This is a genomic window from Paraburkholderia tagetis (assembly GCF_022213065.1).
Classification (GTDB): Bacteria; Pseudomonadota; Gammaproteobacteria; order Burkholderiales; family Burkholderiaceae; genus Paraburkholderia; species Paraburkholderia tagetis.
Genome location: NZ_JAKLJA010000024.1, coordinates 69243 through 85497, shown reverse-complemented (window position 1 = coordinate 85497; position 16255 = coordinate 69243). Strand labels below are relative to the sequence as shown.

The 16255-nt window shown below is 64.6% G+C and carries 20 protein-coding genes; 1 reads left to right on the top strand and 19 read right to left on the bottom strand.

Annotated features, from left to right (window positions below):
- Positions 1-147: 147 nt before the first annotated feature.
- Positions 148-894, bottom strand: coding sequence for a Nif3-like dinuclear metal center hexameric protein (locus L5014_RS24395; protein ID WP_238466380.1), 747 nt, complete (start codon positions 892-894; stop codon positions 148-150).
- Between the two features lie 19 nt (positions 895-913).
- Here L5014_RS24395 and L5014_RS24390 point away from each other — a divergent pair, with 19 nt between their 5' ends.
- The gene (locus L5014_RS24390; protein WP_238466378.1) at positions 914-2125 is read left to right on the top strand and encodes a Do family serine endopeptidase; all 1212 of its coding nucleotides are present in this window, start codon (positions 914-916) and stop codon (positions 2123-2125) included.
- 189 nt (positions 2126-2314) lie between these two features.
- Here L5014_RS24390 and tatC read toward each other — a convergent pair whose 3' ends face one another.
- From tatC to L5014_RS24300, 18 genes are all read right to left on the bottom strand, one after another.
- Positions 2315-3097: a twin-arginine translocase subunit TatC gene (gene tatC / locus L5014_RS24385; protein ID WP_238466377.1), complete on the bottom strand. Its 783-nt coding sequence runs from the start codon at positions 3095-3097 to the stop codon at positions 2315-2317.
- Between the two features lie 57 nt (positions 3098-3154).
- On the bottom strand, positions 3155-3706 hold the full coding sequence (gene tatB / locus L5014_RS24380) for a Sec-independent protein translocase protein TatB (protein WP_238466375.1): 552 nt from the start codon (positions 3704-3706) through the stop codon (positions 3155-3157).
- A gap of 49 nt (positions 3707-3755) precedes the next feature.
- A complete protein-coding gene (gene tatA / locus L5014_RS24375; protein WP_238466374.1) occupies positions 3756-3998 on the bottom strand; it encodes a Sec-independent protein translocase subunit TatA in 243 nt (80 codons plus the stop codon).
- Positions 3999-4240: 242 nt separating this feature from the next.
- Positions 4241-4609, bottom strand: a complete 369-nt coding sequence (locus tag L5014_RS24370) for a histidine triad nucleotide-binding protein (RefSeq protein ID WP_238466372.1) — start codon at positions 4607-4609, stop codon at positions 4241-4243.
- A 90-nt stretch (positions 4610-4699) separates the two neighbouring features.
- Positions 4700-5095: a DUF4870 family protein gene (locus L5014_RS24365; RefSeq protein WP_238466370.1), complete on the bottom strand. Its 396-nt coding sequence runs from the start codon at positions 5093-5095 to the stop codon at positions 4700-4702.
- Positions 5096-5249: 154 nt separating this feature from the next.
- On the bottom strand, positions 5250-5618 hold the full coding sequence (locus L5014_RS24360) for a phosphoribosyl-ATP diphosphatase (protein WP_035531634.1): 369 nt from the start codon (positions 5616-5618) through the stop codon (positions 5250-5252).
- The gene (gene hisI / locus L5014_RS24355; RefSeq protein WP_238466368.1) at positions 5615-6055 is read right to left on the bottom strand and encodes a phosphoribosyl-AMP cyclohydrolase; all 441 of its coding nucleotides are present in this window, start codon (positions 6053-6055) and stop codon (positions 5615-5617) included. Before hisI ends, L5014_RS24360 begins: the two co-directional genes overlap by 4 nt.
- Before the next feature lie 4 nt (positions 6056-6059).
- The gene (gene hisF, locus L5014_RS24350) at positions 6060-6842 is read right to left on the bottom strand and encodes an imidazole glycerol phosphate synthase subunit HisF (protein ID WP_238466367.1); all 783 of its coding nucleotides are present in this window, start codon (positions 6840-6842) and stop codon (positions 6060-6062) included.
- Positions 6843-7057: 215 nt separating this feature from the next.
- Positions 7058-7810: a 1-(5-phosphoribosyl)-5-[(5-phosphoribosylamino)methylideneamino]imidazole-4-carboxamide isomerase gene (hisA, locus tag L5014_RS24345; protein WP_238466365.1), complete on the bottom strand. Its 753-nt coding sequence runs from the start codon at positions 7808-7810 to the stop codon at positions 7058-7060.
- Positions 7811-7985: 175 nt separating this feature from the next.
- Positions 7986-8627: an imidazole glycerol phosphate synthase subunit HisH gene (gene hisH, locus L5014_RS24340; RefSeq protein ID WP_238466363.1), complete on the bottom strand. Its 642-nt coding sequence runs from the start codon at positions 8625-8627 to the stop codon at positions 7986-7988.
- 66 nt (positions 8628-8693) lie between these two features.
- Positions 8694-9281 (bottom strand): imidazoleglycerol-phosphate dehydratase HisB, encoded by a 588-nt coding sequence (gene hisB / locus L5014_RS24335; protein WP_213299128.1) that lies wholly within the window; start codon positions 9279-9281, stop codon positions 8694-8696.
- Positions 9282-9367: 86 nt separating this feature from the next.
- Positions 9368-10444, bottom strand: a complete 1077-nt coding sequence (gene hisC, locus L5014_RS24330) for a histidinol-phosphate transaminase (protein ID WP_238466362.1) — start codon at positions 10442-10444, stop codon at positions 9368-9370.
- A 263-nt stretch (positions 10445-10707) separates the two neighbouring features.
- Positions 10708-12027, bottom strand: coding sequence for a histidinol dehydrogenase (gene hisD, locus L5014_RS24325; protein WP_238466360.1), 1320 nt, complete (start codon positions 12025-12027; stop codon positions 10708-10710).
- Positions 12028-12126: 99 nt separating this feature from the next.
- Positions 12127-12828 carry an ATP phosphoribosyltransferase gene (hisG, locus tag L5014_RS24320; protein ID WP_238466358.1) on the bottom strand — a complete coding sequence of 234 codons (702 nt, stop codon included), beginning with the start codon at positions 12826-12828 and terminating at the stop codon, positions 12127-12129.
- Entirely contained in the window at positions 12825-14087 is a 1263-nt protein-coding gene (gene murA, locus L5014_RS24315) for a UDP-N-acetylglucosamine 1-carboxyvinyltransferase (RefSeq protein ID WP_238466357.1), read from the bottom strand. Before murA ends, hisG begins: the two co-directional genes overlap by 4 nt.
- Positions 14088-14195: 108 nt before the next feature.
- Positions 14196-14435 carry a BolA family protein gene (locus L5014_RS24310; RefSeq protein WP_238466355.1) on the bottom strand — a complete coding sequence of 80 codons (240 nt, stop codon included), beginning with the start codon at positions 14433-14435 and terminating at the stop codon, positions 14196-14198.
- 27 nt (positions 14436-14462) lie between these two features.
- Positions 14463-15218, bottom strand: a complete 756-nt coding sequence (locus L5014_RS24305) for an ABC transporter permease (protein ID WP_238466353.1) — start codon at positions 15216-15218, stop codon at positions 14463-14465.
- Entirely contained in the window at positions 15215-16150 is a 936-nt protein-coding gene (locus L5014_RS24300; RefSeq protein WP_238466352.1) for an ABC transporter ATP-binding protein, read from the bottom strand. The genes L5014_RS24305 and L5014_RS24300 overlap by 4 nt, the downstream gene beginning before the upstream one ends.
- Between the last annotated feature and the right edge of the window lie 105 nt (positions 16151-16255).

Below are 16255 nucleotides of genomic sequence, written 5' to 3'. Positions count from 1 at the left end.
ACTCGGGGTTTTCCCCCAGGAAAAGGGGACATTTTCTTTTCATTTTGTAAATGCCCAATGAATAAGACAAAGAGATACGCTTCGCCGCGAGCCGTTCGGGCGAAATTCGGTTGAAGCGAAACGCGTCCGGGGCCTTGATCGGGCCGCTCAAACAGGATTGTGGATGTCGATGAAAAGATGCTCGATGTCGAAGGCCTCGGCGAGGTGCGCGCCCACCGCCTGAACGCCAAAGCGCTCGGTCGCATGGTGGCCCGCAGCGAGGAACGCCACGCCGCTCTCGGCCGCGGTGTGCGTGGTCGGCTCAGAGATCTCGCCGGTCAGGAAGACATCGGCGCCCGCTTCGATCGCCGCGTCGAAGAAGCCTTGCGCCGCGCCGGTGCACCAGGCCACGTGGCGCAACTCCCAGTCGGGGTCGCCGAGCACGAGCGGCACGCGGCCCAGCGTCTGCTCGACCTGCGCCGAGAAGTGCGCGAGCGTGATGGGCATGGGTAGCGTCGTCATCCACCCGAGATCCTGGTCGCCGAAGCGTTTTTCGCCGATCCAGCCGAGTTTCGCGCCCAACTGCGCGTTATTGCCCAATTCAGGATGGCTGTCGAGCGGCAGGTGGTAAGCAAAAAGGTTGAGGTCGTTCGCCAGCAGCGCTTTCAGGCGGCGGTATTTGCGCCCCGTGATCTGGGCTGGCTCGTTGCGCCAGAAGTAGCCGTGGTGGACCAGCACGGCGTCGGCACCCCACTCCAACGCGGCTTCGAGGAACGAGAGCGAGGCGGTCACGCCGGTCGCGATCTTCTCCACGCGGCGCCGCCCTTCCACCTGCAGGCCATTCGGGCAGTAGTCCTTGAACCGCGCGGATTCCAGAAGATTGTTCAGATACAATTCCAATTCGATCCGATCCATATAATCCTCTAATCTTCAGATGCTTAGACGCTTTTGGCTGTTCTTCGCCCAGGCGGTGACGGTCCTGCTGGCGTTGATGTTCATTATCGCGACGCTCAAGCCGCAATGGCTCCAGCATCAGGGTCAGTTCGGCAAGCAGCTCGCGGAGCCGATCGTTGCATTGCGTGAGGTGGCGCCCGGCATCGGCGGCGGCTCCGCACAAGGGTCCTATGCGGATGCGGCCCAGAAAGCGATGCCTGCGGTCGTCAACGTTTTCTCGAGCAAGGATGGGTCGCTGCCGCCCGATCCGCGCCAGAACGACCCGCTATTCCGCTACTTTTTCGGCAAACCCAATAACAACCGCAAGCAACAGGAGCAGCCTGCCGCGAACCTGGGCTCGGGCGTGATTGTCAGCCCGGACGGTTACATTCTAACGAACCAGCACGTGATCGACGGCGCGGATCAGATCGAAATCGCGCTCTCCGACGGCCGCACCACCAACGCGAAGGTAATCGGCATCGATCCGGAGACCGACCTCGCCGTGCTCAAGATCAATCTGCCGAACCTGCCCACCATCACGCTCGGGCGCATGGACCAGACGCGCGTGGGCGACGTCGTGCTCGCCATCGGCAACCCGTTCGGCGTGGGCCAGACGGTCACGATGGGGATCATCAGCGCGCTCGGGCGCAATCACCTCGGCATCAATACGTTCGAAAACTTCATTCAGACCGATGCGCCCATCAACCCGGGCAACTCGGGCGGCGCGCTCGTCGACGTCAATGGCAATCTGCTCGGCATCAATACGGCCATCTACTCGCGCTCGGGCGGCTCGCTTGGCATCGGCTTCGCCATTCCCGTCTCCACGGCGCGCAGCGTGCTGGAAAGCATCATCACGACGGGCTCGGTCACGCGCGGCTGGATCGGCGTGGAGCCGCAGGACGTGACGCCCGAGATCGCCGAGTCGTTCGGGCTGAACCAGAAGTCGGGCGCGATCGTTGCGGGCGTGCTCCAGGGCGGCCCCGCCGACAAGGCCGGCATCAAGCCCGGCGACGTCCTGACCGCGGTGAACGGTGACGAGATCACCGACACCACGCGCCTGTTGAACGTCATCGCGCAGATCAAACCCGGCACCGCCGCCAAGGTCCACCTCGTGCGCAAGAACAAGGATATGGACCTCGAAGTGACGATCGGCAAGCGCCCGCCGCCGCCCAAGCAGCAGAATCAGGACGACGAAAGCGACGACGGAGGCTGATGGAACACGGGCGCGACGCGGGCCGCAACGCGCGTTGCCGTCCGGGCGCGTTGCCCAACACCGTCGGCATCGTCCGCACCGAAGCACACCGAAGCACGGGCAGAGAAACGCAAAAAAGGCCGCGAACGTCACCGTTCGCGGCCTTTTTTGCTTAATACCGGCTTCGGACTCGCCCGAATGGGCGCTCCGTCAGCTCGTGGCCTCGCTCTCGTCGGTCGCCTTCTTCTCGCCGGTTCCGACGAAAAGGCGCGCCGCGATAATCCCCGCCTCGTACAGCACGATCAGCGGCACCGCCAGAATGAGCTGCGAGAACACGTCCGGCGGCGTGACGACTGCGGCAACGATGAACGCGCCAACGATCACGTAAGGACGAATTTCCTTGAGCTTCTTCACCGTCAGCACGCCCATGCGCACGAGCAGCACGACGATGATCGGCACCTCGAAGGTCACACCAAAGGCAATGAACATCGTGAGCACGAAGCTCAGATAGTTGTCGATATCGGTCGTCATCTCCGCGCCGAGCGGCGCGTTGTAATGCGCCATCACGCGGAAGATGGTGGGAAACACGACGAAATACGCGAACGCCATGCCGCACAGGAAGAGCGTGTAGCTGCTCCCCACCAGCGGTGCGACCAGCTTCTTTTCGTGCTGATAGAGGCCCGGCGCCACGAATGCCCAGATCTGGTAGAGCACGAACGGCAGCGCGATCACGAAGGCGACCAGCATCGTCACTTTCATCGGCACGAAGAACGAGCCGGTCACGTCGGTGACGATCATCTTGCCGTCGCGCGGCAGGTTCTGCATCAATGGGCGGGCGAGCAGCCTGAAGATATCCGGCGCCCAGTACACGAGCCCGACGAATACGACGATCACGGAAATGCCCGCGCGAATGATGCGGTCGCGCAGTTCGACGAGGTGCGAGATGAAGGTCTCTTCATTGCCCTCGTCCTGTCTTTGTTGGGGGTCGCTCACACCGGCCCTCGGGGGTTGGAGATGGACAAGTTCAGACTCGACTGCTGTATCGGGGCATCAGAGGAAGCGCGTGGGCCGGCGCAGGCTGGCCGGCGTATGCTGCGCGACGCGCGCTGCACCCGATTGCACGCGCGTGCGTCGCAGCGTCGCGCGTTTGTACCACACGGGCGTGGCTGCTTGCTTCACGCGCCAGTTCTTGCGTTTGACGCCTGCGGCACCAGCGGTGCCCGAGCGCCATGAGGCGCCCGTGCCGGACGCGTCCGCCGCACTGTTTTGCGCCGCGTCCGAACCCGCCTCGCCTGCGATGCCGGGCGCCCCGCCCGTGCCCACGTTCCAGGCCTCGTTCAGGTCGGACTCGTGCTTGCGCAGATTATCGTGAACGGTCTTCTCGACGTTGTGCGCGGCCTGTTCGAATTCACCCTTCATGCGGCGCAACTCGTCCAGTTCGATCTCGCGCGTGACTTCCGCCTTGACGTCGTTGACATAGCGCTGCGCGCGCCCGAACAAGGCGCCTGCCGTGCGCGCAACGCGCGGCAGACGCTCCGGCCCGAGAACGACCAGCGCGACGACGCCAATCAGCGCCATCTTGGTTAGACCCAGATCGAGCATGAGTGAAGCTTTCCGTCAGCCTTGGGGCGGGAAATAACGGCTACCGCGCTTAGCGGAAGTCGTTCGAACGCGGGGTCTTGTCCTTGGCGTCGACATCGACCGTGCCGCCGTTCTGCGGCAGTTCGCGCTTTTGCGCGTCTGCGCCGGACTCTTCGCCGTCACGCATGCCTTCCTTGAAACCCTTCACCGCGCCGCCCAGATCACTGCCGATATTGCGCAGCTTCTTCGTACCGAAGACGAGCGCCACGATCAACAACACGATCAGCCAGTGCCAAATGCTCAACGAACCCATGATCAAAAATCTCCTTAACCCCGTTGCCACGCCTCATGCGCAGCGAATAAACATTGGCGCGCAAGTGCGCTTCATGATGCCCGCGTCCATCGACCGGTCGGGCGCGGCGTTGTGCGTCTGGTGCCGGGCGGATTGCCGGGCAATGTGGCCGGTATGCTACCTGTAAGGTGTTTCGGCTGCGTGGCAATGCGCCCCTTTTTCCGCCGCACCTTCGAATTCCGCCGACTTGCCGCGCACGCCCGCTACCCCATGCGCTGCCACGGACGCGGTCCGGCCAGCAAATGCGCGTGCAGGTGATAAACCTCCTGACCACCGCCGGGGCCCGTGTTCACCACGGTGCGATAGCCGGTCTCGCCGCCCGTGTAGGACACGCCCAGCTCCTTCGCCAGCCGCGCGACCAATACAAACATTCTACCAAGCAGCGGAGCCTCGTTTTCACCGCAGTCCGCAAGGGTGGATATATGCACGCGCGGAATAACCAGCACGTGAGTTTGTGCTGCGGGCCGGATGTCGCGGAATGCGACGAACTCGTCGTCTTCGTAGACGCGCGTGCTTGGGATCAAGCCGTCGGCGATCTTGCAAAAGAGACAGGTGCTGCGGTCGTGACTCATAGTGCTCCTGAACAGCCGTACAGGGGGAAAGCCTGCCAGTTACCGCCAATCACCAACGCACCGCCAACGGCCCCCCGCCCCGCCGCAGCGTCAGAACCATGCGCGCGGATCGGCCAGCGGCTTGTTGTCGTGCAGATACAGCCAGCCTTTGATGATACGGTACAACGTCCAGATTCCGACAGCCCACAAAATCGGGATGCCAATCAATACGAAGAAAAGCGCACCGCCGATCAAGGTGCCCGCGAGCGCGAGCCAGAACGTGCGGATCTGCCACGTGAAATGCTGTTCGTAGGGCGTGCCTGCCGCTTCGTCGCGCTTGATGTAATTGATGATGATCGCCACGAGCACCGTCACGCCGCCCGTGAGCCAGTAGAACGCATAAAGCCCGTAGAGGACATGCGTGAGGGTGCGAAGGCTGCGCAGACGATCCGCGTCGAGTTCCGGGGCGCGATAGGCAGGAGGCGGATAACCGCCGGGCGTGGACATGTCGGGCATCTCCCTGTCGGTCGAAGTTGGCGCAAAGTTGGCGCGAAGTTGGCACTTTGGCTGTCGGGCAGGGTTATGGCTCAACCCAGGGCTCAACCCAAGGCCCGACCCAAATTTCGACTCGAATCCGGGACTCGAATTCAGTCCGGCGGCATCAGTCGCCGTTTTCCTCGCGCTCGCGGCTCTTGCGCAGTGCCTTCTCTTCGAGACCCGAAAGCCCTTCGCGACGCTCCAGCTCCGCCAGCACGTCGGCCGGGCTCAGTTCGAAATGCGAGAGCGTGACGAGGCAATGGAACCACAGATCGGCCATTTCGCCGACCAGCGCCTTCGGCGCGCCGCCCTGCCGCACGTCCTTCGCGGCCAGCACGACTTCGGTCGCCTCTTCGCCCACTTTCTTGAGCACGGCATCGTCGCCCTTATGGAAGAGGCGCGCGACGTAGGAGGCGTCCGGGTCGCCGCCCTTGCGGCTGTCGATCACCGCCGCAAGGCGCAGCAGGGTGTCGTTGGTGTTCAGTTGCGTCATTTGTAGATGTGTTCTGGGTCTTTCAGCACGGGATCGACGGCGACCCAGCGGCCTTCGTCGACGGTGCCTTCGAATTGCTGGAAAAAGCACGAGTGACGGCCCGTGTGGCACGCGATGCCCGACACCTGTTCGACCTTGAGCAGCACGACGTCTTCATCGCAGTCGAGGCGGATGTCGTGCACCTGCTGCACGTGGCCCGACTCCTCGCCTTTGAACCACAGGCGCTGGCGCGAGCGCGAAAAATACACGGCGCGGCGCAGCTCGACCGTCTTGGCGAGCGCTTCGCGGTTCATCCACGCGAACATCAGCACGTCGCCGGTCGTGGCTTCCTGGGCGATCACGGGCACGAGGCCGTTGGCGTCCCAGTTCACCTTGTCGAGCCAGTCGGCCTTCGCGATGTCGCTGGCTGGTTTGTTACTGGTATCAGCGTTGCTCATGGCGTCACATCCTCACCGAAATACCCTGGTCGGCCATGAAGCGCTTGGCCTCGCCCACGGTGTGCTCGCCGTAGTGGAAAATGCTCGCCGCCAGCACCGCGTCGGCATGGCCCTTGACGATGCCATCCGCGAGATCCTGCAGGCCGCCCACGCCACCCGAGGCGATCACGGGAATCGGCACGGCATCGGACACCGCGCTCGTGAGCGCGAGGTCGAAGCCGCTCTTGGTGCCGTCGCGGTCCATGCTCGTGAGCAGGATTTCGCCGGCGCCGAACTCGGCCATCTTGCGCGCCCACTCCACTGCGTCGATGCCCGTGGCCTTGCGCCCGCCGTGCGTGAAGACTTCCCAGCGCGCGGGTTCGCCCGGCGCCGAAGTACCGGATACCCGTTTGGCGTCGATGGCGACGACGATGCACTGCGAGCCGTATTTGTCGGCGGAATCGCGCACGAGCTGCGGATTGGCGACCGCCGACGAGTTCATGCCGATCTTGTCGGCGCCGGCGTTGAGCAGGCGCCGCACGTCCGCGACGGCGCGCACGCCGCCGCCCACCGTCAGCGGAATGAAGACCTGCGAGGCCACCGCTTCGATGATCGGCAGGATCAGGTCGCGCTGGTCCGAGGTGGCCGTGATGTCGAGAAAGGTGAGCTCGTCGGCGCCCTGGTCGTCGTAGCGGCGCGCGATTTCGACAGGGTCGCCCGCGTCGCGCAGTTCGACGAAGTTGACGCCCTTGACGACCCGTCCGGCCGTCACGTCGAGACAGGGAATGATGCGTTTGGGTAGTGCCATGATCTTGCCGATGTTGCCAGGCGTGCCGAAACCGCAGCAGCTACGCCCATTGTCGCGCGATAGCGGTTATCGCGAAATTAGCCGGCGGCGCACCGCCGGGGGCGCGGCTCGCCGCTCCCCCTCGCCGGCCGCACCGAGGGCCGAAAAGAACCGCAGGACTCAAGTGAATCCCAAAGGCCTCGAAACCTCCGCTCCGGAGGCCTTCGACGCGACGCTCAGGCGTCGTCCGATTCGCGCAGGCTGTCTGCGTGCGTTTGCGCCTGGGCGAAATCGAGGTCGCCCGAGTAGATCGCGCGACCGCAGATCACGCCTTCGACGCCTTCGTCCTCGACTTCGCACAGCGCGTCGATATCGGCGAGATTCGAAAGGCCGCCGCTCGCGATGACCGGAATCTTCACCGCGCGCGCGAGGCGCACCGTCGCTTCGATATTGATGCCTTGCATCATGCCGTCGCGGCCGATGTCGGTGTAGATGATCGACTCGGCGCCGTAGTCCTCGAACTTGCGCGCGAGGTCCACGACTTCGTGGCCCGTGAGCTTGCTCCAGCCGTCGGTGGCGACCTTGCCGTCCTTGGCGTCGAGCCCGACGATGATATGCCCCCCGAACGCCGTGCAGGCTTCCTGGAGGAAGCCCGGGTTCTTGACCGCCGCCGTACCGATGATCACGTACGAGAGGCCGTCGTCCAGGTAGCGCTCAATGGTGTCGAGATCGCGGATACCGCCGCCCAATTGCACGGGGATCTGGTCGCCGACTTCGCGGATGATCTCGCGAATCGCGTCTTCGTTCTTCGGCTTGCCTGCGAACGCGCCGTTCAGGTCGACAAGGTGAAGACGCCGCGCGCCGCGCTCGACCCAATGTCGAGCCATGGCCGCCGGTTCCTCGGAGAAAATCGTCGCCTGGTCCATATCGCCTTGTTTAAGGCGTACGCAGTGACCGTCTTTGAGATCGATGGCCGGAATCAGCAGCATAGCAATCGGGTAATGTCTGGGAATGGGGTTGAGATCAGCCGGCAACGGTCAGGAAAAGCCCCCGATCCGACGCCGTTTCGCTAGTTTAGTACAACTCTTTCGGCGGCCTTGCTAATGTAAGTCGGCTTCGGGCTTGCACACGTGCGCAGGCCCGGCCAGCAACGCCGCGCGTGAATTACGGGTTCCAGTGGACAAAGTTGCGATAGACGCGCAAACCCGCCGCAGCGCTCTTTTCCGGGTGGAATTGGGTGGCGAAGATGTTATCCCGCGCCACCGCCGAGGTAAAGGCCGCGCCGTAAGGCGTTTCGCCCACGGTATGGGCCGCGTCCGCCGGCACCACGTAGTAGCTGTGCACGAAGTAAAAGAAGCTTTCGTCGGCCACGCCTTCCCACAGCGCGTGCTCGCGCGACTGGCGCACGCGGTTCCAGCCCATCTGCGGCACCTTGAAGCGCGAGCCGTCGTCCTGCAACCGGCCTTCCAGCTCGAAGCGCACGACCTTGCCCGGCAGGAGGCCGAGGCCCTTCGTGTCGCCTTCCGCGCTCCAGTCGAACAGCATCTGCTCGCCCACGCACACGCCCATCAGCGGCTTGGTGCGCGAGGCTTCGAGCACGGCGTCCTGCAGGCCCGATTCCGCGAGGCTGCGCATGCAGTCGGGCATCGCGCCCTGGCCCGGCAGCACGACACGGTCGGCCGTGCGGATCGCCTCCGGACGCTCGACGATCTGCACGTCGGCTTCCGGCGCAGCCTGCCTCAGCGCCTGGGCCACCGAACGCAGGTTGCCCATCCCATAATCCACAATCGCAATTGAAGTTTTCATCTCGATTCAGGCCTGCTTTTCAGGCCGTGCTGTTCAGGCCGATTTGGCCTTGCTCTCGGGCGCCGCTTACAGGCTGCCCTTCGTCGACGGAATCTTGCCTGCCTGACGCTCGTCCAGCTCGGCGGCCTGGCGCAACGCGCGACCGAAGGCCTTGAACACGGTTTCCATCTGGTGATGCGCGTTCAGACCGCGCAGGTTGTCGATGTGGAGCGTCACGCCTGCATGATTGACGAAGCCGCGAAAGAATTCGATCGACAGATCGACATCGAACGTGCCGATGCGCGCGCGCGTGAACGGCACGTGGAACTCGAGGCCCGGACGGCCCGAGAAGTCGATCACCACACGCGAGAGCGCCTCGTCGAGCGGCACGTAGGCATGGCCATAGCGGCGGATGCCCTTCTTGTCGCCGATGGCCTGCGCAACCGCCTGACCCAGCGTGATGCCGACGTCTTCCACCGTATGGTGGTCGTCGATATGGGTGTCGCCATGCGCCTCGATTTCCAGATCGATCAGACCGTGTCGCGCGATCTGGTCGAGCATGTGGTCGAGAAACGGCACGCCGGTCGCGAGCTTCTGCTCGCCGGTGCCGTCCAGATTGAGTTTCACGCTGATTTGCGTTTCGCTGGTGTTGCGAACGACTTGCGCGACGCGCATGGCAATTTCCTTCAAACAGCCTGTAACAGGAGGGTTTATGGAACGAAGCCCAAAGCGCGATGCGCTGCGAACCGGTGAGGACGGATTTACTTGAGCACGAGCTTCAGGGCGGCGAGCAAGCGCGCATTTTCGTCGGGGGTTCCGACGGTCAGGCGCACGCAATTCGCCAGCAATAGGTGCATTTTACTCACGTTTTTGACCAAAACCCGCGCCGTCAGCAGGGTATCGAACACGGCGGAGGCATCGGGCACGCGCACCAGCAGGAAATTGCCCGCGCTTTCGAACACTTCGGCGCCCGGCAATTTCGCCACATCTGCTGCCAGTTGCGCCCGGTCCGCGCGTAGCTGGGCGGCCTGCGCGTCGAGCACGTCGATATGGTCGAGCAGGAAATCGGCAACGGCCTGGGTCAGCACATTCACGTTATAGGGCGGGCGCACCTTGTCGAATTCGTTGAGCCATGCGGTGCGGCCCGCGAGATAGCCCAGACGAATGCCCGCGAGCCCGAGCTTGGACATCGTGCGCATCACGACCACGTTGTCGAACGCGCCCGCGCGCGGCATCCAGCTCGCCTGCGCGAACGGCTGATAGGCCTCGTCGATCACGACGAGGCCGCCTGCGGCGCCGGCGGCTTCGATGATGCGCTCGATGTCGGCGTCGGCGAACAGCGTGCCGGTGGGGTTGTTCGGGTACGCCAGCCAGATCACGGCGGGCTTGTGCTCGGCAACGGCGGCCAGCATGGCTTCGCAATCGAGCGTGAAGTCGGCCTTGAGCGGCACGCCGACGAACTCCACCTGCGCAAATTTCGCCGACATCGCGTACATCACGAAGCCCGGCACCGGCGCGAGCACCTTCGCACCCGGCTTCGCGCACGCCATCGTGATCATGCTGATGATCTCGTCCGAGCCGTTGCCGAGCAGCACGTCGCATCCGGACGGCACATGCATCGCGGCCTTGAGCTTCGCCATGAGCGCCTCGGGGCGCGGCGCCGGATAGCGGTTGAGCGCCACGCCCGCGAGATGCTCGCCCAGTTGCGCCGCGAGAGCGGCGGGCAACGTGTACGGGTTCTCCATGGCGTCGAGCTTCACGAAGCCGGCGGCGTCGGGAACCGGATAGCTCGTCATTGCGAGCACGTCGGAGCGAATGATGTCTTGTGGTGTTGTCATGTCGATTGGCTCGCGCGCGAGGCACGAGCCGGCACGGACGGTCAGCCGGACTACGGCGCCCAAGGGGGCCATAGGGCTGCGCAACCGTCCTCGTTGGCGCCCTTTGGGGCGCACGGTTATTTCGGTGTTCCAGGCATCCGGCTCAGGCGAGCGCTCGCCTTGCGCGCCGATGCTTGCAAACGTCTCCTCAGGGGTGCGCGGCGCGCATGAAACCCATGCGCGCCGCGGTGTCTGAACTCGGCTTGATCTGCTTAGGTGCTGCGTCAGCCCTGCTTCATGCGGTACTCGGCGCTGCGCGCATGGGCCTGGAGGCCTTCGCCGTAGGCGAGTTCCGCGGCGATCTCGCCAAGCGTCTGCGCGCCCTCCGCGCTCACCTCGATCAGGCTCGAGCGCTTGATGAAATCATAGACGCCGAGCGGCGACGAGAAACGTGCGGTACGAGACGTAGGCAGCACGTGATTCGGCCCCGCGCAGTAATCGCCGAGGCTCTCGCTCGTATAGCGGCCGAGGAAGATCGCGCCTGCGTGGCGAATTTCGGCGCCCCACTTCTGCGGCTCCAGCGCCGAGATTTCGAGGTGCTCGGGCGCGATGTCGTTGGCGATCGCGCAGGCTTCGGCCATATCGCGCACCTTCACGAGCGCGCCACGATTCGTGAGCGAGGTGGCGATGACTTCGGCGCGCGGCATGGTGGGCAGCAGATCGTCGATGGCGTCTTCCACGCGCTTGATGAAGGCCTCGTCCGGGCACAGCAGGATCGATTGCGCGAGCTCGTCGTGCTCGGCCTGCGAGAACAGATCCATCGCGACCCAGCGCGGATCGGTCGTGCCGTCGCACAGCACGAGGATCTCGGAGGGACCGGCGATCATGTCGATGCCGACCGTGCCGAACACGCGGCGCTTGGCCGAAGCCACGTAGGCGTTGCCCGGACCGCAGATCTTGTCGACGGGCGGGATGGCGCGGGTGCCGTAAGCGAGCGCGCCCACGGCCTGTGCGCCGCCGATGGTGAACACGCGGTCGACGCCGCCGAGCAGCGCCGCGGCCAGCACGAGCGGGTTCTTCACGCCATCCGGCGTGGGCACGACCATGACGATCTCGCGCACGCCCGCGACACGCGCGGGAATCGCGTTCATCAGCACGGAAGACGGATACGCGGCCTTGCCGCCCGGCACATAGAGGCCCACGCGGTCGAGCGGCGTGACCTTCTGGCCGAGCACGGTGCCGTCGGCTTCCGTGTACTGCCAGCTATGCGAGCCGCACTCGATGCGCTGCTTCTCGTGGTAGCCGCGCACGCGCGCCGCCGCCGCTTCGAGCGCCGCGCGCTGCTTGGGCTCGAGACTTTCCAGCGCGGCCTCGAGCTCGCTGATCGGCAGCTCCAGCGCCTCGACGCTCGTGGCGTTCAGGCGGTCGAAGCGGTTCGTGTACTCGAGCACGGCGGCGTCGCCGCGCGTTTTGACATCGGCGAGAATTTGCGCGACCGAGCGCTCAATGGCCTCGTCCTCGCTCGCCTCGAAGGCGAGCACTGCATGCAGCGCCGCTTTGAAGCCTTCGGCGCTGGAATCGAGTTTGCGCATCGTGATAGCCATGCTGGTATCCATCCGTAACGGTTGTGTGCGCGACGCACCTGGTGCACCGCGCGCGGGCGTCGCCCGGCTCGCTCGCGCGAGTCTCTTCGGGCTGCCTCGTCAGGCAGCAGCCTGGGCACCGCGCGACGCGCGTTCGAACGCGTCGAGGAACGGCCGCAGCGCCGCGCGCTTGAGCTTGAGCGCCGCCTGATTCACGACGAGGCGCGAGGAGATTTCCATGATCTGCTCGACCTCGACCAGATTGTTCGCGCGCAGCGTGCCGCCCGTGCTGACGAGGTCGACGATCGCATCGGCGAGGCCGACGAGCGGCGCAAGCTCCATCGAGCCATAGAGCTTGATGAGGTCGACGTGCACGCCCTTGGCCGCGAAGTGCTGGCGTGCGGATTCCGTGTACTTGGTCGCCACGCGCAGGCGTGCGCCCTGGCGCACGGCGTTCGCGTAGTCGAAGCCCGACTTCACGGCCACCGAGAGGCGGCAGCGCGCGATATCGAGGTCGATCGGCTGATACAGCCCGCCGCCGCCGTGTTCGAGCAGCACGTCCTTGCCCGCCACGCCGAAATCGGCCGCGCCGTACTCCACGTAGGTGGGCACGTCGGTCGCGCGCACGATGATGACACGCAGGTTCGGATCGGTCGTCGGCAGGATGAGCTTGCGCGAGGTTTCCGGGTCCTCGGTCACCTCGACACCCGCAGCGGCCAGCAGCGGCATCGTCTCTTCGAAGATGCGGCCCTTCGAGAGCGCCAGCGTGAGCGGTGCGCCGGCAGCCGCCGCCGGCGTGGGCTTGGACTCGACCGTACTCATGCCGCGTTCCCCTTGATGCGCTTCACGTTGGCGCCAATCTTGTTCAGCTTCTCTTCCATGCGGTCGTAGCCGCGGTCGAGGTGATAGATGCGGTCGATGAGCGTCTCGCCGTCGGCGCACAGGCCGGCGATCACGAGGCTCGCCGAAGCGCGCAGATCGGTCGCCATCACCTTCGCGCCCGAGAGCTTCTCGACACCGGCAACCAGCGCCGTCTTGCCGTCGATCGTGATGCTCGCGCCAAGGCGGTTCAATTCCTGCACGTGCATGAAGCGGTTCTCGAAGATCGTTTCGACCACCTGCGAGGTGCCGTCCGCGATGGTATTGAGCGCCATGAACTGCGCCTGCATGTCGGTCGGGAACGCCGGATATTCCGCGGTGCGCAGGTTCACGGCGCGCGCGCGCTCGTGCATGCGCACGCGCATCCAGTCGTCGCCCTCTTCGATCGTCACGCCCGCTTCGCGGAGCTTGTCCGTGACGGCATCGAGAATGCCCGGACGCACGTGGCGCAGCGTGACGTCGCCGCCCGCCGCCGCGACCGCGCACAGGAACGTGCCGGCTTCGATGCGGTCGGGAATCACGGTGTGCTGCGCGCCGTGGAGCTTGTCCACGCCCTGGATCACGAGGCGGTCGGTGCCGATGCCCTCGATCTGCGCGCCCATCGCGACGAGCAGATGCGCAAGGTCGCCCACTTCGGGCTCGCGCGCGGCGTTCTCGATCACCGTTTCGCCGTCGGCCAGCACGGCGGCCATCAGCAGGTTTTCCGTGCCGGTAACCGTGATCATGTCGGTGACGATACGTGCGCCCTTCAGCCGCTTCGCGCGCGCCTCGATGAAGCCGTGCTCGATGCTGATCTCGGCGCCCATCGCCTGCAGGCCCTTGATGTGCTGGTCCACGGGGCGCGCGCCAATCGCGCAGCCGCCGGGCAGCGACACCTTCGCCTCGCCAAAGCGCGCGACGAGTGGCCCGAGCACGAGGATCGACGCGCGCATGGTCTTCACGAGTTCGTACGGCGCGACGAGGTTGTCGACCTTCGAGGCGTCGAGCTGCACGCGATTGCCATCCTGCTCGGCGCGCACGCCCATCTGGTTGAGCAGCTTGAGCGTGGTGCGCACGTCCTTGAGGTCGGGCACGTTGTCCAGATGGACGGGTTCCGCGCTCAAGAGACCCGCGCAGAGAATGGGCAGCGCCGCGTTCTTCGCACCGGAAATGGCCACTTCCCCTGCGAGCTTCTGCCCGCCAACGATGACGAGTTTATCCATGCCTGAGGTTTCCTGATCGGTGCGGCCGGCTTGCGGCGTCGCGTCATGTTGTGCGGCGCCGCTCGCGGCGGCGCCATTGTCCTGGGTGATTCGCACTGAGATTCCAGATTATGCGTTCTGCCATTCGGCGGGCGTGAGCGTCTTCATGCTGAGCGCGTGGATTTCCTCGCGCATGCGCTCGCCGAGCGCCGCATAGACGAGTTGATGGCGCTGGATCAGTCGCTTGCCTTCGAACGCCGACGAGACGATCGTCGCGAAGAAGTGCTGACCATCGCCCTCGACTTCGAGATGCTCGCACGCGAGTCCTGCCGAGATGTACTGCTTGATCTGTTCCGGAGTCGGCAACATGGTGTGGGGCTCCTGCCTGAATTGCACTTAGTGGCGCAGCTTGTAGCCGCTCGCGAGCAGACGCATCGCGAGAAAAGCCAGCACCACGAAAAAGACGAAAACGATCGCGAGACTTGCGAGCGGGTTAATGTCGGACAAGCCGAAAAAACCATACCGGAAGCCGTCGATCATGTAGAAGAACGGATTTAGCCGTGACACCTCGCGCCAGACCGGCGGCAGCGTATGCGTCGAATAGAACACGCCCGAAAGGAACGTGAGCGGCATGATAAGAAAGTTCTGAAACGCCGCGAGCTGGTCGAATTTTTCGGCCCAGATCCCGGCGATCAGGCCGAGCGTGCCGAGGATCGCCGAGCCGAGCACCGCGAACGCGATGATGTAGAGGGGGGCGGAAAAGCTCATCGGAATGAACCAGATCGTCACGACGAACACGCCCGCGCCAACGGCAAGGCCGCGCACGATCGAGGCGAGCACGTAGGCTCCAAACATCTCCCAGGCGGCCAGCGGCGGCAATAGTACGAATACGAGATTGCCCGTGATCTTCGACTGGATGAGCGACGAAGACGAGTTCGCGAAGGCGTTTTGCAGCACGCTCATCATCACGAGACCGGGAATCAGGAAGCTCGTGTACTCGACGCCCGGGTACACCTCCACGTGGCCGCGCAGCGCGTGGCCGAAGATCGTCAGATAGAGCAGCGCGGTAATGACCGGCGCGAGCACGGTCTGGAAGGCGACCTTCCAGAAACGCAGCACTTCCTTGTAGAACAGGGTACGAAAGCCGCTCATGCAAGCCCCTCGATCACTTCAGGACCGTTCATTACCTGCACGAAGACATCCTCCAGATCGGCCTTGCGCACTTCCACCTCTTCCAGTTTGCAACCGTTCGCGCGGCACAGCGCCAGGATGCGCTCGACGTCGTCGTAGCTTGAGAGGCGCAGCAGGTGCCGGCGCTCGCCGCCATTCGGAAGATCCGAGGTATCCACTTCGAGCGCGCGCAATTCGGTGGGCAGCGCGCCTTCGGAAAAGCGCACGAACAGCTGCGTGCCCGCGAAGCGTTGCAGCAGCGCGCTGGTGCGCTCGAGCGCCACCACCTCGCCGCGCCGGAGCATGGCGATGCGGTCGCACAGCTCTTGCGCTTCCTCGAGATAGTGCGTGGTGAGCACGATGGTGTGGCCTTCGCGGTTCAGGCGCGCGATGAACTTCCAGAGCGTCTGGCGCAATTCGACGTCCACGCCGGCGGTGGGCTCGTCGAGCACGATCACGGGCGGCCGGTGCACCAGCGCCTGCGCGACCAGCACGCGGCGCTTCATGCCGCCGGAAAGCGCGCGCATGTTCACGTCGGCTTTTTCGGTGAGGTCGAGATTGGCCATGATCTCGTCGATCCACGCGTCGTTGTTGCGCAAGCCGAAGTAGCCGGACTGGAGGCGCAGCGTCTCGCGCACCGTGAAAAACGGATCGAACACCAGTTCCTGCGGAACCACGCCGAGATTGCGGCGGGCGTTGCGGTAATCGCCGACGACATCGTGGCCGCGCACTTCGATCGTGCCCTCGTCGGCGCGCGCGAGGCCTGCGAGGCAGCTGATGAGCGTCGTCTTGCCCGCGCCGTTCGGGCCGAGCAGCCCGAAGAACTCGCCCTCTTCGACCGTGAAGCTGACGCCTTTGAGCGCCTGGAGCTCTTTGTAGCGCTTTTTGACGTTGCGGATTTCTATGGCTGGCATGACTCAGGCGCCACCCGTCGTGAACGGCGCGGCTAATAAGTGCATTACTGCTGCGGGGAAGACCAGAATTGGGGACGGCTGATACCGCCTTCGAAGCCCCGAAAA